Source organism: Paracoccus indicus (assembly GCF_003056335.1).
Lineage (GTDB): Bacteria > Pseudomonadota > Alphaproteobacteria > Rhodobacterales > Rhodobacteraceae > Paracoccus > Paracoccus indicus.
Map to the genome: position 1 here is coordinate 118,343 of NZ_PYWA01000002.1, position 18,749 is coordinate 137,091.

The following is an 18,749-nucleotide window of genomic DNA, read 5'->3' on the forward strand; positions in this document are numbered from 1 at the left end:
GGCATCTATATGGGGCCGTGATGGCGACGCTTCCAGTAACGGTGCAATAGCCAGAATGCCGCAGCCAAGGGTACGGCGACGGCCAGGGCCTTCAGGGCGGCGGCCTCTTGATGGCGAAAGCTGCGTCCTGCCAGATGGCCTGCGCCCAAATGCAGCGCGGCCCAGATCGCCTCTCCGGGGATGCTGGCGATCAGAAAGCGCGGCAGGGCCAGGCCCGCCGCGCCTGCGACGTAATTGGTCGGCGGTCCAAGCGGCGTGATAAGCCAGCGCGACAGGAAGACGGCGACCATACCCTGCCGCGCGACCAGCCTTTGGGCCCGCTCCAGCAGGCGCGCGTGGCGTGACAGCAGCGGTTGCAAACGCCGCGCCAGCAGAAAGGCGGTCAGATCACCAAGGCTGGCGCCGATGACTGCGCCCGCAGCGATCGGGATCAGGTGCAGATGTCCGGTCCCCGCCAAGGCCCCCGCGCTGACCAGCAGGACCGAGGTCGGCACCGGCACCATCATGCACGACAGAAACGCGCAACCTGCCAGCAGCCACGGCCCCCACAGGGGCAGCAGCGCGGCCAGATCGGCCATCATCCCAGGACCCGCATGGCCTGCGTCAGCCCATCCAGCGTCATCGGCATCATCCGGTCGGGAAAGATCTGGCGGATCATGCCGATGGACTGGGTATGACGCCAGTGATCCTGCGGCACGGGGTTCAGCCAGACATGATCGGGCCATGTCTCGGCCAGGCGGCGCAGCCAGACCTCTCCGGCTTCGGGGTTCATGTGTTCGTTGGCCCCGCCGGGGACCGCGATCTCATAGGGCGACATCGAGGCGTCGCCCACCACGATGCATTTATAATCGCGGCCGAAGCGGTGCAGGATGTCCCATGTGGGTGTCTGTTCGGCCCAACGGCGGCGGTTATCCGTCCACACGCCTTCGTAAAGGCAGTTGTGGAAGTAGAAGTGGTGCATGTGCTTGAATTCGGCCCGCGCGGCGCTGAACAGTTCGTCCACCACGCGGATATGGTCGTCCATGCTGCCGCCTACGTCCAGAAACAGCAGCACCTTGACGGCGTTGCGGCGTTCGGGGCGCGTCTTGACGTCGATATAGCCGTGATCGGCGGTGGCGCGGATGGTGGCGGGCAGGTCCAGTTCCTGATCGGCACCGTGGCGTGCCCATTGGCGCAACCGCTTCAGCGCGACCTTGATGTTGCGGGTGCCCAGCTCGATCCGGTCGTCGAAATCGCGGAACTCGCGCTTGTCCCAGACCTTGACGGCGCGGCGGTGGCGGCTTTCGTCCTGGCCGATCCGCACGCCCTTGGGGTTGTAGCCATAGGCGCCGAAGGGTGACGTCCCCGCCGTGCCGATCCACTTGTTGCCACCCTGGTGACGGCCTTTCTGTTCGGCCAGCCGTTCGCGCAGCTTCTGCATCAGCGCATCCAGACTGCCCGCGCCTTGAATTTCCGCCTTTTCCGCGTCCGTCAGCATCTTCTCGGCCAGCTTTTCCAGCCATTCGCGCGGCAGGGCCTGTTCATTGACCAGCGATTCCACCGGAATTTCGTCCAGCCCGGAAAATGTTTCCGAAAACGCGCGGTCGAAGCGGTCCAGATGCCGCTCGTCCTTGATCAGCACCAGCCGCGACAGGGCATAGAAGCCATCCACCTGCCAGCCCGCGATGCCTGCCTGCATGCCGCCCATCAGGTCCAGCCATTCCCGCAGCGAGACCGGCACTCCGTGGCGGCGCAGACTGTCGAGGAATGGCAGGAACATCACGCCATCCGTTCGATGAAGACGGTGATGAACAGCGCGACCAGGGCCAGGATGACCGCAAAGGCCGCCGCATATTGCAGGCGGTCAAGCCGGTTGCCGCCCAGCTTGGCGGCGCGGCGCCAGCCCAAGAAAGCGCCGATGACAAGGGCAGCGATGACGATCATGACGGGCCTTCCGGTTGATCCAGGTATCCCATTGCAGATAGCGCCCCGCGCACCTTGCCGCAACCGCCCTACTTGCCGCCCGCGACACCGCGCCCTAGCCTGCGCCCGGGGACAGGAGGAATGAATGCAGGATCTGGGGACATACGACTATATCATCGTCGGCGCGGGATCGGCGGGATGCGTGCTGGCCAATCGCCTGTCGGCGGACCCGAGGAACCGCGTCCTGCTGCTGGAGGCCGGGGGCCACGACAACCGCTTCTGGGTGCATGTGCCGGTCGGCTATCTCTACGCGATGGGCAACCCCAAGCTGGACTGGTGTTACCAGACGGAGCCCGAGCCGGGCCTGAACGGGCGGCGGTTGAACTATCCGCGCGGGCGGGTGCTGGGGGGGTGTTCATCGATCAACGGCATGATCTACATGCGCGGGCAGGCGGCCGATTTCGACCGTTGGCGGCAGGCGGGGAACGTGGGCTGGGGCTGGGACGACGTGCTGCCCTATTTCCGGCGCAGCGAGCGCCACTACGAACCGGCTTGCGACCTGCATGGCGATCAGGGCGAATTGCGGGTCGAACAGCAGCGGCTGAACTGGCCGATCCTTGATGCCGTGGCGCAGGCGGCGCAGGAACTGGGCCTGCCGGAATGCCGCGATTTCAACTGTGGCGACAACGAAGGCGTCGGCTATTTCCCCGTCACGCAGCGGCGCGGGTTGCGCTGGAACGCCCGCAAGGCCTTCCTGAACCCGGCCCGCGACCGTCCCAACCTGCGGATCGAGACCGACGCCCAGGTCGCCCGCCTGACCTTCGACGGGCGGCGCGTCACCGGCGTCGACATCACCCAGCACGGCGTGCTGCGTCATGCGCGGGCCGGGGCCGAGGTGATCCTGTCCGCCGGGGCGATCAATTCCCCCGCCCTGCTGGAGCATAGCGGCATCGGCCAGCCCGACCGGTTGGCCGCCTTGGGCATCGCGCCGCGCCACGACCTGCCCGGCGTGGGTGAGAACTTGCAGGATCATCTGCAACTGCGCACCGTCTTTCGCATCAGGGGCGCGCGGACGCTGAACGACCGTGCCGGCAGCCTGTGGGGCAAGGCGGGGATCGCGCTGGAATATGCGCTGCGCCGGACGGGGCCGATGGCGATGGCGCCCAGCCAGCTGGGGATCTTCGCCAAATCCTCGGATCACTTCGCGACGCCGAATATCGAATATCACGTCCAGCCTCTGTCGCTGGACAGGTTCGGCGACCCCTTGCACGATTTTCCGGGGCTGACCGTCTCGGTCTGCAACCTGCGGCCCGAAAGCACGGGCCATTGCCACATCACCAGTGCCGATCCGTCGGCGGCCCCCGCCATCGCGCCCCGATACCTGACGACCGAGGGCGACCGTCAGGTGGCCATCGACAGCCTGCGCCATGCCCGCCGCCTGATGGCCACCCGCCGCATGGCCGAATTCGCCCCGCAAGAGCTGAAGCCCGGCGCGCATTTGACCAGCGATGCCGATCTGGCGAATGCCGCGGCAGAGGTCGGCACGACCATCTTCCACCCCGTCGGCACCACCCGCATGGGCAGCGATCCGCTGGCCGTTGTCGATGATCAGCTGCGCGTGCGCGGACTGGTGGGGCTGCGGGTCGTGGATGCGGGGGTGATGCCCTTCATCGTATCGGGCAATACCCATGCGCCCGCCACGATGATCGCCGAAAAGGCCAGCGACATGATCCTTGCGGCGGGGCGGGCGCGTCTGGCGGGCTGATCAGGCGGTCAGCATCTGCCTAAAGGCATGCCAGCTGTCCTTGGGGGTACGGGCCATCGTATCGTAATCGACATGGACCAGGCCAAAGCGCGGCCCGTATCCCCAGCCCCATTCGTAGTTGTCCAGAAGCGACCAATAGAAGAACCCGCGCAGATCGACGCCCTGATCTATCGCCGCCTTGCAGGCCCGCAGGTGGTCGCCGATGAACTGCACGCGGCCCGCATCCGCCGTGACCGGATCGCCCGCCGCATGGGCCATGCCGTTTTCGGTGACGTAGAGCGGCAGATCGCCGGTATGGTTGGTCTTGAGCCGCACAAGGAACTCGGTCAGCCCTTCGGGGCGGATTTCCCAATCCATCTGGGTCTTGGGCAGGGGGCCGGGAACGTCCTTGGCATTGGGCCAAAGCCCCGGCGCATGGGCGTTCAGGTGGCGGGTGTAGTAATTAACCCCCAGCCAATCGAGGGGCTGGGCAATGGTCGCCATGTCGTCCTGCCAGCCTTGGGGCAGATGCGGGCCGATCCCCTCCAGCGCGGCATCGGGATAGCCCTGTCCCATGATGGCGCGAATGAACCACTGGTTGTAGATCGCGTCCTGCACATCCGCCGCACGACGGGCGCCCTCGCTGTCATCGGCGGGGTGCTGGGTTTCGAAATTCAGCACGATGCCGAGGTTTTCCGCACCCGCCGCCCGCAGGGCCTGCACGGCGGTGCCATGGGCCATCAACACGTGATGCATGGCGCGGCTGGCAGCGCGGATGTCGCGCAGGCCGGGGGCGTGATGGCCCAGGAAATGCGACAGCCAAGCCATGCACCACGGCTCGTTCAGCGTTGCGGCGCTGGCGATGCGGTCGCCAAGCCGGGCGTGGATCGTGGTGCACAGGTCGGCGAATTGCGCGGCCACGTCGCGGTTCTGCCAGCCGCCCTTGTCGGCCAGCGCGGTGGGCAGGTCCCAGTGGTGATAGGTCAGGAAGGGCTTCAGCCCGCGTTCCAGCATCCCGTCGACCAGCCGGTCGTAGAAATCCACCCCCTCGGGGTTCACCGTCACCCCGTCCGGCATCACCCGCGCCCATGAGGTCGAGAAGCGATAGGCATCGAACCCCGCATCGCGGATCAGGTCCAGATCCTGCGGCCAGAGGTTCAGGTGATCGCAGGCGCGCGATCCGTTGCTGTTGTCGATGATGTTGCCCGGCGTGGCAGCGAAGGTATCCCAATGCGATGGGCCTGCGCCGCCCTGGGCCGACCCCTCGATCTGATAGGCCGAGGTGGCGGCGCCGAAGGTGAAATCGGCGGGGAAGTCGGAACGGGGTGGCAGCATCTGGTCTCTCCTCCTGCGGGCGGGTCATGCTGGCATGTTCCCGCGCCGCCTTGAAGGGGCCTTGAAGGGCCTAGATGCGGACGCCGCGCGGTCCGGTGAACTGGCGCCAGAGGAAGGTCCCGACGAAGATCGCCGTCAGGATGACGATGATGGTGGGCGCGGGGGCACTGTCCAGCCAGAAGCTGGACCAGATACCCAGCACCGTCGCGCCCACCGCAACGCCCACGGCCACCGCCATCATTGCCTGAAGGCGGCGCGTCAGCAGAAAGGCGATGGCACCGGGCGCGATCAGCAGACCCACCGAGAGGATGATGCCGACCGAAGACAGCATCGCCACCACCGATGCCGCGATCATCGCCAGCATCCCGTAGTGCAGCCACCCCGTCGCCAGACCCGCCACCCGCGCCTGCACCGGATCGAAGGCCTGCACGGCGAAGTCGCGCCATTTCAACACCAGCACCAGCGTCACGACGATGGCGATGGGCAGGGCCTGGGCGAAATCGGCGGGACCGATGCCAAGGATATTGCCGAACAGGATATGATCCAGATGCACATTGCTGGGCATGGCCGTGAACAGGATCAGCCCGACCGCGAACATGCCCGCCATGACGATGCCAAGCGCGGTGTCGGATTTGATGCGGCTGTTGGCGTCCAGCCAGCCCGAGGTCAGCGCGCAGATCATCCCGGCCACGAAGGCGCCGATGATCAGCGGAAAGCCAAGCGCATAGGCCAGCACGATGCCGGGCAGGACGGCGTGGCTGATCCCATCGCCCATCAGCGCCCAGCCTTTCAGGACCAGAAAGCAGCTCAGCAGGGCGGCAGGTATCGCGACGATGACGGCGATCATCAGCGCGTCGGTCATCACCGGAAAGCTGAAGGGCAGAAGCAGCGCGTTCATGGGTGACCCTCGATTGCGGCGCGGGCGCGGCGGCGGGATGCGCGCAGCCCGTGGGTGGGGGCAAAGACGAAGGCGGCAAGGAACAGCAGCGTCTGCAGCGTCACGATGATGCCCCCCGGCGCGCCATCGAGGAAGAAGCTGGCATAGGCCCCGATGGCCGAGGTCACCGTCCCGATGGCGACCGACAGCATGATCAGCCGCGGAAAGCGGTCGGTCAGCAGATAGGCCGTGGCCCCCGGCGTCACCACCAGCGCGATGACCAGAAAGGCGCCCACCGTCTGCATCGCCGCCACGGTGGATGCGGCCAAAAGGGTGAAGAACAGCGCCTTCAGTCGTGCGGGGTGCAGGCCGATGGTGCGGGCGTGGCTTTCGTCGAAGAAGACGACCATCAGGTCGCGCCATTTGGCCAGCAGGATGACCAGGGATATGCCCCCGATCAGCGCCAATTGCATGATGTCGGAGGGGGCGATGGCAAGGATGTTGCCCATGGTGATGGCCTGAATATCGACCGCCACTGGGTTCAGCGATGCCATGAACAGCCCGATGCCGAAGAAGCCGGTGAAGATCAGGCCGATCACCGCGTCCTGTTTCAGCCCCGTGCGGGTGTTCAGAAACAGCATCGCCAGCGCCGCCAGCCCGCCCGACAGAAACGCCCCAAGCGCGAAGGGCAGGCCCAAAATATAGGCCCCGGCCACACCCGGCACGATGGAATGGGACAGGGCGTCGCCGATCAGGCTCCAGCCTTTCAGCATCAGATAGGCCGAGAGGAAGGCGCAGACGCCGCCCACCAGGGCCGAAACCCAGATCGCCGTTGCCATGTAGCCATAGGTGAAGGGGGTCAGCAGGATGTCCAGCATCAGCGCGGTCCCCCCGCGCGGTGGTGCTGGTCGTCGTAGAAGATCAGCGGGCGTTCGTCATCGGTGAAGACATCGACGTTGCGTGCGTCTTCATCCTGATGCAGGTCGGTGCCGCCCAGAACGAAATGGCGCAGCACGCCGCCAAAGGCGATGCGCAGGTTTTCCGGCGTGAAGGTGGTCTCGGTCGGCCCCGACGCCAGCACGGTGCCTTTGACCAGCACGACGCGGTCGCAATATTCCGGAACCGAGCCGAGGTCGTGGGTCGATACCAGCATCACCCGGCCTTCGTCGCGCATCTGGCGCAGCAGGGCGATGATCGCCTGCTCGGTCTGGACGTCGACGCCGGTGAAGGGTTCGTCCAGCAGGATGACGCGGGCCTCTTGCGCCAGGGCGCGGGCCAGGAAGACGCGCTTTTTTTGACCGCCCGACAGTTCGCCGATCTGGCGGTGACGGTATTCGCTGATGCCCACGCGGGCCATGGCTTCGTCGACGGCCTTGCGGTCGGCGGGCTTTGCGCGGCGCAGGAAGCCCATGTGGCCGTATCGGCCCATCATCACCACATCCTCGACCAGGACCGGAAAGGACCAGTCGACCTCCTCGGCCTGGGGGACATAGGCCACAAGGTTCTGCGCCAGCGCCTGTCGCACGGGCAGCCCCATGATCCGCACCAGCCCCGAGGCATGCGGCAGCAGGTCCATCAGCGCCTTGAACAGCGTCGATTTTCCCGCGCCATTGACGCCCACCAGCGCGGTGACGGACCCTTGCGGCACCTCGAAGCTGGCATCGCCAAGCGCGGTGTGACCGTTGCGATAGGCGACGGTCAGGTCGCGCACCTGCAGGCCCAATGTGTCGGCGTCAATCATGCTCAAGCCCCGTGACGATGGTTTCGGATGTGACCCGCAGCAGGTCCAGATAGGTGGGCACCGGTCCGTCGGCCTCGGACAGGCTGTCGACATAGAGCACCCCGCCGTATTCCGCGCCGGTTTCCTGCGCGATGCGCCGCGCCGGACGGTCCGACACCGTGCTTTCGGAAAAGATGACCGGCGCCTTGTCCTGGCGGATGTCGTCGATCAGGCGGCGCACCTGCTGCGGCGTGCCTTGCCCATCGGAATTGATCGGCCAGAGGAACAGCTCCCTCAGGTCGAAATCGCGCGCCAGATAGGAAAACGCGCCCTCGGAGGACACCAGCCAGCGACGATCGGCGGGCAGGGCGCGGGCGCGGTCGCGCAGAGGGCCGATGGTGTCGGCGATCTGCTGTTTATAGCGGTCGGCATTGGCGCGATATTCGTCGGCATTCTGGGGATCGGCCCCTGCCAGCGCGGTTGCGATATTGTCGACATAGACCTGCGCCGAATCCAGCGCCATCCAGGCATGGGGGTTCGGCAGCCCGTCGTAATCGCCCCCGCGGATGGAGATCGGCGTGACCCCCTCCGACAGCGTCGCCACCGGCACATCGCCGATCCGCGCCAGAAAGCGCTGCGCCCAGAGGTCCAGGTTCATCCCGTTGACCAGAATGACATCGGCATTGGCGATGCCGATGATGTCGCCCGGCGTCGGCTGATAGTTGTGGATGTCGGCCCCCGGCGGCGTGATCGAATTCACCTGCGCCAGATCGCCCGCCACGTTGCGGGCCATGTCGGCCAGGATCGTGAAACTGGTGGCGACCTTCAGTTGTTCGGCATGGGCCGTCACGGGCAGGCAAAGCGCAAGGGCGGTCAGGAATCGGAACATGGGGTTCTCCTTGTCCTCGCTTATCTGCGAATCGTTCGCAACTGTCAACAGTTGCGAACCAGTTGCAACTGGCGGCTGGCTGCGGCATGATGGCGCCATGACGGGACGAGCGACCAGATTGGAAAAAGCACTGCGGCAGGCAGGGGTGCGGGTCACGCGACAGCGGGCTGCATTGCTGCAGGTGATTGCGGCGGCGGACGACCATCCTGACGCGGCGGAACTGCATGCACGCGCGGTCACGGCAGGGGCGGGGGTGTCGCTGGCCACCGTCTATCGTACACTGACCACGCTTCAGGCGCAGGGGGTGATCGAGAAACTGGAATTCCAGGGCGAACCCGCAAGGTGGGAGGCTGCCGATCAAAGCCACCACGACCATATGATCGACGTCGACAGTGGTGAGGTGATCGAATTCACCAATGACCGCATCGAACGCCTTCAGGCCGAGATCGCCGCCGAGATGGGTTATGACATCGTGCATCACCGGCTGGAACTCTATGTCCGGCGGCGCTGAGATGCAGGTCTTCGACAAGATCATCTCGGACCGGGGATCGCGCTATGCGGTCTCGGGGGCGGCGGTGGCGGATGCGGCGCAGGTCAAGCAGGTGCTGGCCGAATTGCGCCGCAACAAGCGCTTCGCCAAGGCAACGCATCACAGCTGGGCGGCGGTGCTGGACGACGGTCCGCTGAAAGAGGATGACGGCGAAAGCGGCGCGGGGGCGCTGATCCTGCAGATGCTGGAACGGGCCGAGTTGCGAGGTCACGTCGTGATCGTCACGCGCTGGTATGGCGGCAAGCATCTGGGGGGCGACCGGTTCCGCCATGTGATCGACGCGGTGCGTCACTATCTGCGCGAAACCGGCCAGAAGGACGGGTGACCCCGCGCGGATGTCGCGGGGTCGAAGCTTGTCAGGGTTTGAACATGATCTTGCCGTCGCGACCCGGCGTGGTTGCGGCATCGACGGCATCGGCGGGTTGATCCAGCCCGAATTCGCCACCCGAGGGCAGTTTCAGCTTGCCGTTCATCACCAGTCCGATCAGTTCGCCGAACATGCGCTGCGCATCCTCGGGCTTGGTGGCGGCCATGACCTTGGCCCCCCAGAAGCCCTTGACCGTCAGCTGCTTGAAGATCAGCTGGCTGCCCGGCATCTGCAGCGGGTCGCCCGTGGCCGAACCGAAGGTGACCATCAGGCCATCCTCGCCCAGCAGCTCGATCAGGCCGGGGACGACATCGCCACCGACGGAATCGATGGCAGCCCTTGCGCCGTCATCGCCGACGATCCGGCGCGCCTGTTCGATCCAGTCGTCGCTGTCGGTCGAGATGACGTTGGTGATGCCCAGTTGCGCCAGTTCCTCGGCCGCGCCCTGACGGCGGACCAGATTCAGCAGCTTAACGCCGCGCGATTCGGCCAGAACGGTCATGATCTTGCCGACCGCGCCATTGGCGGCGGTCTGGATGACCCAGTCGCCAGCCTCGACGTTCAGGAATTCTAGCAGCGTGATGGCGCTGAAGGGCATGGCGATCAGCTGGGCCGCGGCCTCGTCGGGCATCTCGTCTGGGACGGGTATGGCGCCCGATGCCTTGGCCAGCGCGTATTCCGCCCACGAACCCTGCAATCCGGCTGCGGCGATACGCTTGCCCTGCAGTTCGGGATCGACGTCGCGCCCCACAGCCTCGACGATGCCCACGGCTTCGCTGCCACCGGTGGCGGGCAGTTCGGGTTTGACGCCGTATTGCCCCTTGATGGTCCAGAGGTCGTGATTGTGGATGGGTGACATGATGACGCGCATCAGGACCTGACCGGGACCGGGCTCGGGGCGGTCGGTGTCGGTCAGGCCCAGAACCTTGGCGGGGTCGCCGAACTGGTCGTATCGGATGCTGCGCATGTCATGTCCTTTCGTGTCTGTTGCTGCAGGGCACTTGGGAAGCATGCGTCCTTTTGGCCAGAGCGGCGCGGTAAATTCGCCGTCACCTTGTGCCGGGCCAGCTTGCGGGCCTGCAGGTCGGTCAGCTGGCGCAGGATCTGGTCGGGCGCCGCGCCCCGGGCCCGATACTTGCGCCACAGGCGCAGGCATGATGCGGGCGACCACGGCAGATCGGCATGGGCCACCCAGTGCCGCAAGGGCGGGGGCAGGGCATCGTAATCGGCCATCGGATCGGCGCTTCGGCGCCTGAGGGGCATGGGCACCTGCCCAAGATTGCCCGAAGGGGTGTTTCTGGTTCGGCTCATCATGCACTCGGTCAAGGTCGCTTGCCTTGTATGAGATAACATAACAATACGCAACTGCGCTTGTCCCATTGACGACCTGCGCGGCATCGTTCATGCCCCGCACATGCTGCGTATTGATGACATCACATATAACGTGCAGGGCCGTCCCCTGTTTGTCGGGGCCTCGGCCTCTATCCCCGAAGGCCACAAGGTGGGCCTGGTCGGGCCGAACGGGGCTGGCAAGACGACGCTCTTCCGGCTGATCCGGGGGCAGCTGGGGCTGGATGGCGGGTCGATCAGCCTTCCGTCGCGGGCCCGGATCGGGGGTGTCGCGCAGGAATCGGCGGCCACCGACCGCAGCGTGCTGGAAACCGTGCTGGATGCGGATGAGGAACGCACCGCGCTGCTGGCCGAAAGCCAGACCGCGACCGATCCCCATCGCATCGCCGACATCCAGACCCGCCTGACAGACATCGACGCATGGTCCGCCGAGGCGCGCGCCGCGACGATTCTGGACGGCCTGGGCTTTTCGACCACCGACCAGGCGCGACCGACCAGCGACTTCTCGGGCGGGTGGCGGATGCGCGTGGCGCTGGCGGGGGTCTTGTTCGCGCAGCCCGACCTGCTGCTGCTGGACGAACCGACCAACTATCTGGACCTTGAAGGGGCGCTTTGGCTGGAAAGCTACCTGGCGCGCTATCCCCATACCGTCATCATCATCAGCCACGACCGCGGGTTGCTGAACCGGGCGGTGGGCCACATCCTGCATCTGGAGAACAAGCAGCTGACGCTTTACACGGGCGGCTATGACAGCTTCACCCGCATCCGTGCGGAAAAGCGCGCCCTTCAGGCCGCCGAGGCCAAGAAGCAGTCCGAACGCCGCGCCCATCTGCAAAGCTTCGTCGACCGCTTCGGCGCCACGGCCAGCAAGGCGCGACAGGCGCAGGCACGCGTCAAGATGCTGGCCAAGATGGAGCCGATCACCGCCCCCGAGGAAGCCAAGTTCCACCGCTTCACCTTCCCCCAGCCCGAGGAGCTGTCCCCCCCCATCGTAGCGATGGAGGGTGTCTCGGTGGGTTACGGCGACCGCGCCGTGCTGCAAAAGCTGCATCTGCGGATCGATCAGGACGACCGGATCGCCCTGCTGGGCCGGAACGGGCAGGGCAAATCGACGCTCTCGAAGCTGCTGGCCGAACGGCTTGGCACCATGTCGGGTCACATCACCCGGTCGAACAAGCTGCGCGTGGGCTATTTCGCCCAGCATCAGGTCGACGAGCTGCATCTGGACGAAACGCCGCTGGATCACATCCGCAGCCTGCGCCCGAACGAAGGCCAGGCCAAGCAGCGCGCCCGACTGGCCGGCTTCGGCCTGATGGAGGCGCAGGCCGAAACCCCGGTCCGCCAGCTGTCGGGCGGCCAGAAGGCGCGCCTGTCGTTGCTGATCGCGACCATCGACGCGCCACATCTGCTGATCCTGGACGAACCGACCAACCACCTGGACATCGAATCCCGCGAGGCTTTGTCCGAGGCGCTGAACGATTACACCGGCGCGGTGGTGCTGGTCAGCCACGACATGCACCTGCTGGGGCTGGTGGCCGACCGCCTTTGGCTGGTCAAGGATGGCAACGTCGGCCCCTACGAGGGCGATCTGGACGATTACCGCAAGTTCCTGCTGACGGGCGATGCGCCCGCCAAGCCGGTGGCCGAGGCCGCGAAACCGGCCCCCAAGCGCCCCTCGCGCGATGCGATCCTGGCCCTGCGCTCCGAGGTCCGTAAATCCGAGGAACGCGTTCAGAAGCTGACCGAGATGATGGGCAAGCTGGACGTCAAGCTGGCGGACCCGAACCTTTACAACGACCCCTATGAGGCCAAGAAATGGGGCAGCAAGCGCACCGAGGCCGTCAAGGCGCTGGCTTTTGCCGAAGAACTGTGGATGACTGCCCTTGAGAAGCTGGATCAGGCTGAAAAGGGCTAGGCGCTGTTGCGAAAATGCGCCTATCCCGGATCCTCTCCGCCGGGGCGGTTGTGCCGATGCGGTTTCGACACCTAATAGGGTTCAACGCCCCTTTCAGTTTTTGGAATCGCCCGATGAAATACGCCCTGGCACTTGCCGTCCTGTTCGCGACCCCACTGCATGCGCAGGACTTTGGTGCCGAGGGCGGTCGCACCTTCTCGGCCGAGATGGGGCTGGGCGTTTCCTACGGACCGGATTATCCCGGGTCCGACGATGGCGAGGCTGGCCCCTGGATCATCTGGCGCAATGCCGGTTTCGGCACGCGGGGCGGTGATCAGGCGCAGGGCTTCTCGATCTCGCCCTCGTTCGGGACCGAAGGCAAGCGCGACAGCGACGACAACGACGATCTGGCAGGTCTGGACGATATCGACCGCGCCTATGAACTGGGTCTGCGGGTCAGCTATGGCGTGGGACCGGTCACGGCCTATGGCACCGTGCGCCGTGGCTTTGACGGTCACGAAGGCCTGACGGGCGAGCTTGGCGCGAAATACCGCACCGAGCTGAGCGACCGCGTCACCCTGTGGTCGGGCGCGCAGATCGGTTATGGCAACGACAAGTACAACGACACCTATTTCGGCGTGACGGGCGACGAAAGCGCGGCCAGCGGGTTGGACGCCTATGCGCCCGGCGGCGGCTTCAACGAAGCGGCCATCACCTTCGAGGCGCGCTACAAGCTGAACGAAACGACCTCGCTTCTGGGCGAAGTGCGTTACGGCAAGCTGATCGGCGATGCGGCGGATTCGCCCGTCGTGCAGGAGGAATACCAGCCCTCGCTGCGCTTGGGCGTCACGCGCCGCTTCTCGTTCGGTTTCTGATCAGGCGACATGACGGATGGGAACGGGGGCGCCTTGCGGCAGCCCCCGTTTTTCGTTTCAGCCCCCTCGTTCAGGCCCCAGCCCGGACCCAACAGCTGACCTGCTGGCCGGGACGTATCGGTTCCAGCCGCGGGCGGTCGGTGGCGCAGCGGGCCTCGCGGATCGGGCAGCGGGTCACGAAGGGGCAGCCCTTGGGCGGGTCGATGGGGCTGGGCAGGTCGCCCTCCAGCAGGATCGTCCGGCGGTTTCGTTCGGCACGCGGATCGGGCTGGGGCACGGCCGAAAGCAGCGCCTGCGTATAGGGATGTTCCGGGCTGTCGAACAGGGTCTGCGTCTCGGCGATCTCGACCACATGGCCCAGGTACATGACCGCGATCCGATCGGCCAGATGCCGCACCACCGACAGATCGTGCGAGATGAACAGCAGCGCCAGCCCCAGGTCCTGCTGCAGCTTCAGCAGCAGGTTCAGGATCTGCGACTGGATCGAGACATCCAGCGCCGAGACGGGCTCGTCGCAGACGATCAGCTTGGGCTGATAGGCCAGTGCGCGGGCGATCACCACCCGCTGCCGCTGCCCGCCCGACAGTTCATTCGGGAAACGGTCGCGCTGCGAGGGGTTCAGCCCGACCAGCGACATCACCTCGGCCACGCGGGCACGGCGGTCGGCGGCAGGGACTCGCTGGATCGCCAGCGGCTCCTCGATGGATTGGCCGATGGTGCGCTTGGGGTTCAGCGCCGAGACGGGGTCCTGGAAGACCACCTGCAGATCGCGCCACTGCGCGGCGCGTTCGGCCCGCGTCAGGCTGGCCATGTCGCGCCCCTCGAATTCGATCCGCCCCGAGGTTACCGGGTTCAGACCAAGGATGGCATTGCCGGTCGTCGATTTCCCGCAGCCCGATTCGCCCACGATGGCCAGCGTTTCCCCGGCCCTGACGTCGAAGGACACGCCATCGACCGCCTTGACGACGGATTTCGATGCGCCGAACCCTTCGCCCGCGACGGGGAAATGCACCTTCAGGTCGGTGACGCGCAGCAGGGGTGTGATGTCCTCAGCCATGATCGATCATCCCCGCAACCTTGTCGGAATGCCAGCAGGCCGCCAGATGGCCCGCCGCCTTGGGTTCCAGCGGCGGCGTCTGCAGGCAGGCGTCACCGGCCAGCGGACAGCGGGTGCGAAAGCGGCACCCTTGCGGCCAGTCGTCGTGATCGGGCACGGTGCCCGGGATCGAGAAGAGCGGCTGCTTCCGCGGGCTGTCCACCCGCGGGATCGTCGCCAGCAGCATGCGCGTATAGGGGTGGGCGGGGTTGTCGAACAGATCGTCGACATCCGCCTGCTCGACGATGCGGCCGCCGTACATGACGCAGACCCGGTCGGCCAGCGAGGCGACCACCCCCAGATCATGGGTGATGAACAGGATCGAGGTCCCCGTCTGTTCGCGCAGGCGGCGCATCAGCTCCAGGATCTGCGCCTGGATCGTCACGTCCAGCGCCGTCGTCGGTTCATCCGCGATCAGCAGCTCGGGGCGGGCGATCAGCGCCGAGGCGATCATGACCCGCTGGCACATCCCGCCCGACAGTTGCGAGGGCAGTTGGCGGGCGCGCTTTTCGGGTTCCGGGATGCCCACGTCGCGCAGCATCTGGACGGCGCGCGACCATGCGCTGCCGGCGTCGGCCTTGCCATGCGCCACCAGGCTTTCCCCGACCTGCGCGCCGACGCTCAGAAGCGGGTTCAGCGAGGCGACCGGTTCCTGGAAGATCATGCTGATGCGCTGGCCACGCAGCCGTCGCATGGCGGCGTCGCTGGTATGCTCCAGCGGCGTCCCCGAGAGGGTGATCGTCCCGCCCGCATTGCGTAGCTTGCCCCCCAGCAGGCCCATGATGGAAAGGGCCGTCAGGCTTTTGCCCGACCCGCTTTCGCCGACCAGTGCCACGATCTGGCCGGGCTGGACCGTGATGTCGACGCCGTCGATGACCTTATGCGGGCCGACCTGAACCTGCAGGCCGCTGATCTGCAGCGTGGGTTCAGTCATGCGGCACCGCCGTTTCGCTGGCGCAGGCGGTCCAGGGGCTGACCGGATGGGCCATGCCGGTGCGCTGCCCCGTCGCCGGGTCCAGCATCACCGCCGAGGGGATCGAGAAGTTCACCGGATGCAGCCCGTTCGAGGCCATGCGCACCGGGTAATGCCGTCCCACGGCGGCGGCCACGCCATCTGCGGCGGCGGTGTCCACGACCACGGTCGGGGTGCTGGCGTCGATGCGGGGCGCGTGGAAGGCATCCTCCAGCGTCATGCCGCGATCCAGCACATAGGAGACAAGCTGCGTGATCGCCGGAAAGATCTGGCGTCCCCCCGCCGCACCGATGGCCATGACGGGCCGGTCGTCGCGGGTCAGGATCGTCGGGCACATATTGGCCAGCGGGCGGGCGTTCGGCGCGATCGAATTGGGCATGCCGGGGCGCGGGTCGAACCACATCATCCCGTTGTTCATCAGGATCCCCGAGGAGGGCAGCGTCACCTTGGACCCGAAGCGCGACAGCAGCGTGTTTGTCAGCGAGACCATGTTCCCCGCCGCATCGACGACCGACAGATGGCTGGTGCAATCCTTGCCGCCGCGGCTTGCGTGGCCCATGGTCTTCAGCCGATCCTCATAGGCGGTGCGGATGGCGCGGGCATAGGCGGCGGCGGCCTCTGCCTCGGTCCCCAAGGGGGCTTCGCCGCGCAGGGTGGAAAAACATTCCAGCATGCTGGGGCCGCCGCAAAGCTCGGGCGGCACATGGACGTCATGCCCGGCATAGGCGGTGCTGGCCGCCGTCCCCCATATCGGTCGATAGCCCGCCAGATCGGCCGCCGTCAGCCGCGATCCGCCCGCCTGCAGGTCGCGGATCAGACCTTGGGCGACCTCGCCCTCATAGAAATCGCGGGCACCGGCCTTTGCCAGACGCCGCAGGGTGGCGGCCTTGGCAGGCATCGGGCAATAGGTCTGCGCCCCGCTGTTCAGCGGTTTGCCGTCGGGCAGGAACATGCTGGCCGAGGTCTGGAACTGCGCCAACCCCCGGGCGTCGATGGCAAGGCAGAGCGAGGTGAACCAATCGACCAGCATCCCGCGTTCGGCCAGCGTGATGGCGGGCTGCAGGGCGTCGTGCCAGGACAGCGTGCCGTGACGCTTTAGCGCTTCCGCAAGGCCCGCGATGGCGCCGGGGATGCAGATCGAACCATAGCCGATCAGGTTGCGGTCGTCCTTGACCGCCGGCCAGTCGAACCAGTCGCCATCCTTGCCGCCGACCAGCGGGTAATCCTCGGCGGTGAAGTCCTCTCCGGCGCGGACGTTGAAATCGAGGCTTTCCACCGGACCGCCTGCCGCATCGGCCCACAGCAGCAGCCCACCCCCGCCGATGCCGCTGAGCCAAGGCTCGACCACCGACAGCACCAGCGCCGCGACGACGGCGGCATCCATGGCGTTGCCGCCTTGGGCCAGGACGCGGGCGCCCGCCTCGGCGGCCTCGAAGTGCTGGCAGGCGATGATGCCGCGATCCGAGGCGACCTGCGGCTTGCGGATGGTCCAGTTCTGCATCACGCGTCCTTCCATGCGGGGTGGGTCAGCGGGCTTGCGGGAAGCGTGGCCTGCACCATGTCGCGGTCGGCCGCATGGGCACGGTGGTGGCCCGCCAGTTGTCCCGCCGTGGCGATCCAGATGTCGGGCGCACCCGCCACATGGGCCAGCAGCTTGTCCAGCATCTGCGCCCGCACGGCCTTGCCCGAAATCCAGTCGTGCACGGTCAGCATCATCAGCGTCCCGTAGCGCCTGCTGGCCTGCAACTCCTCGGTCCATGCGCGCATGACGGCATCGGTGCCAAGGGGCGGTGCCATGTCGCCGCCGCCGCCCAAAAACTTGAAGAAGATCGCGTCATCGGTGGCCCAGCTGACAGGAACCTCGGTCACGCCATCGACGGAATGGGGTGTTTCCAGCCCCATCAGTGAGGAATCGTAAAGCCCCAGCCTGCGGCATTCGGCCAGCATATGGGGCGTCATCTCCCATGCGGGGGACCGGAAGCCGCGCGGGGCTTGCCCGGTCTGATCCTTGAACAGCTGGATCGAGGCCTCGAGCGCATGGGTGAACTGATCGTCCGACACTTGGGCGACCAATTCGTGGAAATAGCCGTGCAACCCGACCTCGTGCCCGGCATCCAGAAGGGCGGGCAGCATCCAGGGGTGGGCCTCGGCGACGATGGCGGGGACGAAGAAGCTGCCCTTGATGCCATGCGACGCCAGAAGCGAGGCGATGCGCGGCAGGCCGACGCGCGGGCCGAAGCTGCGCTGTTCGTGATGGCCCAGCAGGTTAGGCACCCGGTCCCGGTTCGCCCAGAGCCAGGGCGCATGGGCATCGACATCGACCGAAAAGCAGAAGGCCGATGTCTTACCTTCGGGCCAGGGATAGGCGGGTGCGGGTGCCAGTCCGGTCATAGCGGCGTCTTCTTTTCCTGAAAGACATCGAGGGTTCCGATCGAGTTGCCGCCATCCACCGTCAGCGTGGTTCCCGTGACATAGCTGGCGAAATCGCTGGCCAGATACAGGGCGGCAGGGCCGATATCATCCATGCTGGTGGTGCGCCCCAGGGGAATGGCGCGGGTCACGCGGTCGATATGTTCCTGTGTCAATCTGCTGACCGAGGATCCGGCGCTGAAACCCGGCTCCAGCGCGTTCACGCGGATGCCGAATTGCGCCAGTTCCTGCGCCATCCCCTTGGTCAGCCGGTCCAGCGAGGTCTTCGAGATGCAATAGGCCGCCGCCGTCAGACGCATCTTGCGCGAGGCGCCCGATCCGATGTTGACGAAGCTGCCCTTGCGCCCCTCTGCGATCATCAGCTTGGCAAAGCCCTGCATCAGCACGAAGGGCGCGCGGAAGTTCACGTCCATCATGCGGTCCCAATCCTCGATCTGCATGTCCAGCAGGAACTGGCTGGGATAGATCGCGGCGTTGTTGATCAGGATGTCGGGCGCGCCCCATGCCCGCCCGACCGCCGCGATCAGCGCCTGCATGTCGGGGGTCGAGGTCAGATCCGCCGCCACCGCGATGGACCCGGGCGCATCCAGTTCGTTCAGCAGCGCGTCCAGCGCGCCCTGGTCGCGGTCGGTCACGCAGACCTTCGCACCCGCCGCCGCGAAGGTCTGCGCAAGGCCGCGCCCGAACAGGCCCGCCGCCCCCGTGATCACGACACCCTTGCCGTGGAAATGATCCTTGAAATCCATG

Annotated in this window: 20 protein-coding genes; 5 read left to right on the forward strand and 15 right to left on the reverse strand. The window is 66.3% G+C overall.

The genetic code is table 11. From position 1 onward, the window contains the following. Nucleotides 1–5: 5 nt before the first annotated feature. From DDE75_RS03495 to DDE75_RS17440, 3 genes are read right to left on the reverse strand one after another with little or no spacing between them, the layout of a single operon-like run. Complete coding sequence (locus DDE75_RS03495; protein ID WP_162798893.1) at nt 6–578, reverse strand: DedA family protein; 573 nt, start codon at nt 576–578, stop codon at nt 6–8. Continuing rightward, nucleotides 578–1,759: a vWA domain-containing protein gene (locus tag DDE75_RS03500; RefSeq protein ID WP_108501014.1), complete on the reverse strand. Its 1,182-nt coding sequence runs from the start codon at nt 1,757–1,759 to the stop codon at nt 578–580. Before DDE75_RS03500 ends, DDE75_RS03495 begins: the two co-directional genes overlap by 1 nt. Continuing rightward, nucleotides 1,759–1,923, reverse strand: a complete 165-nt coding sequence (locus DDE75_RS17440) for a hypothetical protein (RefSeq protein WP_170310917.1) — start codon at nt 1,921–1,923, stop codon at nt 1,759–1,761. The genes DDE75_RS03500 and DDE75_RS17440 overlap by 1 nt, the downstream gene beginning before the upstream one ends. A gap of 124 nt (nt 1,924–2,047) precedes the next feature. Here DDE75_RS17440 and DDE75_RS03505 point away from each other — a divergent pair, with 124 nt between their 5' ends. Further along, the gene (locus tag DDE75_RS03505; RefSeq protein WP_108501015.1) at nt 2,048–3,667 is read left to right on the forward strand and encodes a GMC family oxidoreductase; all 1,620 of its coding nucleotides are present in this window, start codon (nt 2,048–2,050) and stop codon (nt 3,665–3,667) included. Here the strand turns inward: DDE75_RS03505 and DDE75_RS03510 are convergent, their stop codons facing one another. The 5 genes from DDE75_RS03510 to DDE75_RS03530 all read right to left on the reverse strand — a co-directional run bounded on the left by DDE75_RS03510 (nt 3,668) and on the right by DDE75_RS03530 (nt 8,467). After that, entirely contained in the window at nt 3,668–4,981 is a 1,314-nt protein-coding gene (locus DDE75_RS03510; protein ID WP_108501016.1) for a GH1 family beta-glucosidase, read from the reverse strand. A gap of 70 nt (nt 4,982–5,051) precedes the next feature. Next, on the reverse strand, nt 5,052–5,879 hold the full coding sequence (locus DDE75_RS03515; RefSeq protein ID WP_108501017.1) for a metal ABC transporter permease: 828 nt from the start codon (nt 5,877–5,879) through the stop codon (nt 5,052–5,054). Then, nucleotides 5,876–6,736 (reverse strand): metal ABC transporter permease, encoded by an 861-nt coding sequence (locus DDE75_RS03520; protein WP_108501018.1) that lies wholly within the window; start codon nt 6,734–6,736, stop codon nt 5,876–5,878. Before DDE75_RS03520 ends, DDE75_RS03515 begins: the two co-directional genes overlap by 4 nt. Further along, on the reverse strand, nt 6,736–7,599 hold the full coding sequence (locus DDE75_RS03525) for a manganese/iron ABC transporter ATP-binding protein (RefSeq protein WP_108501019.1): 864 nt from the start codon (nt 7,597–7,599) through the stop codon (nt 6,736–6,738). The genes DDE75_RS03520 and DDE75_RS03525 overlap by 1 nt, the downstream gene beginning before the upstream one ends. Next, nucleotides 7,592–8,467 (reverse strand): metal ABC transporter substrate-binding protein, encoded by an 876-nt coding sequence (locus DDE75_RS03530; RefSeq protein ID WP_108501020.1) that lies wholly within the window; start codon nt 8,465–8,467, stop codon nt 7,592–7,594. Before DDE75_RS03530 ends, DDE75_RS03525 begins: the two co-directional genes overlap by 8 nt. Nucleotides 8,468–8,564: 97 nt before the next feature. On the opposite strand from DDE75_RS03530, the gene DDE75_RS03535 reads away from it, so the two are divergent. Beyond that, a complete protein-coding gene (locus DDE75_RS03535; RefSeq protein ID WP_108501021.1) occupies nt 8,565–8,978 on the forward strand; it encodes a Fur family transcriptional regulator in 414 nt (137 codons plus the stop codon). A gap of 1 nt (nt 8,979) precedes the next feature. After that, on the forward strand, nt 8,980–9,342 hold the full coding sequence (locus tag DDE75_RS03540; protein WP_108501323.1) for a YigZ family protein: 363 nt from the start codon (nt 8,980–8,982) through the stop codon (nt 9,340–9,342). A gap of 31 nt (nt 9,343–9,373) precedes the next feature. On the opposite strand, the gene DDE75_RS03545 is transcribed toward DDE75_RS03540, so the two are convergent. Further along, nucleotides 9,374–10,351: a zinc-binding dehydrogenase gene (locus DDE75_RS03545; protein ID WP_108501022.1), complete on the reverse strand. Its 978-nt coding sequence runs from the start codon at nt 10,349–10,351 to the stop codon at nt 9,374–9,376. Further along, a complete protein-coding gene (locus tag DDE75_RS17805) occupies nt 10,297–10,695 on the reverse strand; it encodes a DUF6525 family protein (RefSeq protein WP_211659290.1) in 399 nt (132 codons plus the stop codon). Before DDE75_RS17805 ends, DDE75_RS03545 begins: the two co-directional genes overlap by 55 nt. A gap of 103 nt (nt 10,696–10,798) precedes the next feature. On the opposite strand from DDE75_RS17805, the gene DDE75_RS03555 reads away from it, so the two are divergent. Together DDE75_RS03555 and DDE75_RS03560 are read left to right on the forward strand one after the other, a co-directional pair. Then, entirely contained in the window at nt 10,799–12,649 is a 1,851-nt protein-coding gene (locus tag DDE75_RS03555) for an ABC-F family ATP-binding cassette domain-containing protein (RefSeq protein ID WP_108501023.1), read from the forward strand. A gap of 113 nt (nt 12,650–12,762) precedes the next feature. Continuing rightward, a complete protein-coding gene (locus tag DDE75_RS03560) occupies nt 12,763–13,503 on the forward strand; it encodes a MipA/OmpV family protein (protein ID WP_108501024.1) in 741 nt (246 codons plus the stop codon). 70 nt (nt 13,504–13,573) lie between these two features. Here DDE75_RS03560 and DDE75_RS03565 read toward each other — a convergent pair whose 3' ends face one another. Genes DDE75_RS03565 through DDE75_RS03585 form a run of 5 tightly spaced genes read right to left on the reverse strand, consistent with a single transcriptional unit; the run spans nt 13,574 to nt 18,748 of the window. Beyond that, nucleotides 13,574–14,560 carry an ABC transporter ATP-binding protein gene (locus DDE75_RS03565; protein ID WP_170310918.1) on the reverse strand — a complete coding sequence of 329 codons (987 nt, stop codon included), beginning with the start codon at nt 14,558–14,560 and terminating at the stop codon, nt 13,574–13,576. Then, entirely contained in the window at nt 14,553–15,533 is a 981-nt protein-coding gene (locus tag DDE75_RS03570) for an ABC transporter ATP-binding protein (protein WP_108501025.1), read from the reverse strand. The genes DDE75_RS03565 and DDE75_RS03570 overlap by 8 nt, the downstream gene beginning before the upstream one ends. Beyond that, a complete protein-coding gene (locus DDE75_RS03575; RefSeq protein ID WP_108501325.1) occupies nt 15,526–17,073 on the reverse strand; it encodes a gamma-glutamyltransferase in 1,548 nt (515 codons plus the stop codon). The genes DDE75_RS03570 and DDE75_RS03575 overlap by 8 nt, the downstream gene beginning before the upstream one ends. After that, nucleotides 17,073–17,963, reverse strand: a complete 891-nt coding sequence (locus tag DDE75_RS03580; RefSeq protein ID WP_108501026.1) for a polysaccharide deacetylase family protein — start codon at nt 17,961–17,963, stop codon at nt 17,073–17,075. The genes DDE75_RS03575 and DDE75_RS03580 overlap by 1 nt, the downstream gene beginning before the upstream one ends. Further along, the gene (locus DDE75_RS03585) at nt 17,960–18,748 is read right to left on the reverse strand and encodes an SDR family NAD(P)-dependent oxidoreductase (protein WP_170310919.1); all 789 of its coding nucleotides are present in this window, start codon (nt 18,746–18,748) and stop codon (nt 17,960–17,962) included. Before DDE75_RS03585 ends, DDE75_RS03580 begins: the two co-directional genes overlap by 4 nt. Nucleotide 18,749: the final 1 nt, after the last annotated feature.

Coding starts and splice junctions, on each gene's coding strand:
- DDE75_RS03495 (WP_162798893.1), bottom strand. CDS start 578: ATGGCCGATCTGGCCGCGCTGCTGCCCCTGTGGGGGCCGTGGCTGCTG.
- DDE75_RS03500 (WP_108501014.1), bottom strand. CDS start 1,759: ATGTTCCTGCCATTCCTCGACAGTCTGCGCCGCCACGGAGTGCCGGTC.
- DDE75_RS17440 (WP_170310917.1), bottom strand. CDS start 1,923: ATGATCGTCATCGCTGCCCTTGTCATCGGCGCTTTCTTGGGCTGGCGC.
- DDE75_RS03505 (WP_108501015.1), top strand. CDS start 2,048: ATGCAGGATCTGGGGACATACGACTATATCATCGTCGGCGCGGGATCG.
- DDE75_RS03510 (WP_108501016.1), bottom strand. CDS start 4,981: ATGCTGCCACCCCGTTCCGACTTCCCCGCCGATTTCACCTTCGGCGCC.
- DDE75_RS03515 (WP_108501017.1), bottom strand. CDS start 5,879: ATGAACGCGCTGCTTCTGCCCTTCAGCTTTCCGGTGATGACCGACGCG.
- DDE75_RS03520 (WP_108501018.1), bottom strand. CDS start 6,736: ATGCTGGACATCCTGCTGACCCCCTTCACCTATGGCTACATGGCAACG.
- DDE75_RS03525 (WP_108501019.1), bottom strand. CDS start 7,599: ATGATTGACGCCGACACATTGGGCCTGCAGGTGCGCGACCTGACCGTC.
- DDE75_RS03530 (WP_108501020.1), bottom strand. CDS start 8,467: ATGTTCCGATTCCTGACCGCCCTTGCGCTTTGCCTGCCCGTGACGGCC.
- DDE75_RS03535 (WP_108501021.1), top strand. CDS start 8,565: ATGACGGGACGAGCGACCAGATTGGAAAAAGCACTGCGGCAGGCAGGG.
- DDE75_RS03540 (WP_108501323.1), top strand. CDS start 8,980: ATGCAGGTCTTCGACAAGATCATCTCGGACCGGGGATCGCGCTATGCG.
- DDE75_RS03545 (WP_108501022.1), bottom strand. CDS start 10,351: ATGCGCAGCATCCGATACGACCAGTTCGGCGACCCCGCCAAGGTTCTG.
- DDE75_RS17805 (WP_211659290.1), bottom strand. CDS start 10,695: ATGAGCCGAACCAGAAACACCCCTTCGGGCAATCTTGGGCAGGTGCCC.
- DDE75_RS03555 (WP_108501023.1), top strand. CDS start 10,799: ATGCTGCGTATTGATGACATCACATATAACGTGCAGGGCCGTCCCCTG.
- DDE75_RS03560 (WP_108501024.1), top strand. CDS start 12,763: ATGAAATACGCCCTGGCACTTGCCGTCCTGTTCGCGACCCCACTGCAT.
- DDE75_RS03565 (WP_170310918.1), bottom strand. CDS start 14,560: ATGGCTGAGGACATCACACCCCTGCTGCGCGTCACCGACCTGAAGGTG.
- DDE75_RS03570 (WP_108501025.1), bottom strand. CDS start 15,533: ATGACTGAACCCACGCTGCAGATCAGCGGCCTGCAGGTTCAGGTCGGC.
- DDE75_RS03575 (WP_108501325.1), bottom strand. CDS start 17,073: ATGCAGAACTGGACCATCCGCAAGCCGCAGGTCGCCTCGGATCGCGGC.
- DDE75_RS03580 (WP_108501026.1), bottom strand. CDS start 17,963: ATGACCGGACTGGCACCCGCACCCGCCTATCCCTGGCCCGAAGGTAAG.
- DDE75_RS03585 (WP_170310919.1), bottom strand. CDS start 18,748: ATGGATTTCAAGGATCATTTCCACGGCAAGGGTGTCGTGATCACGGGG.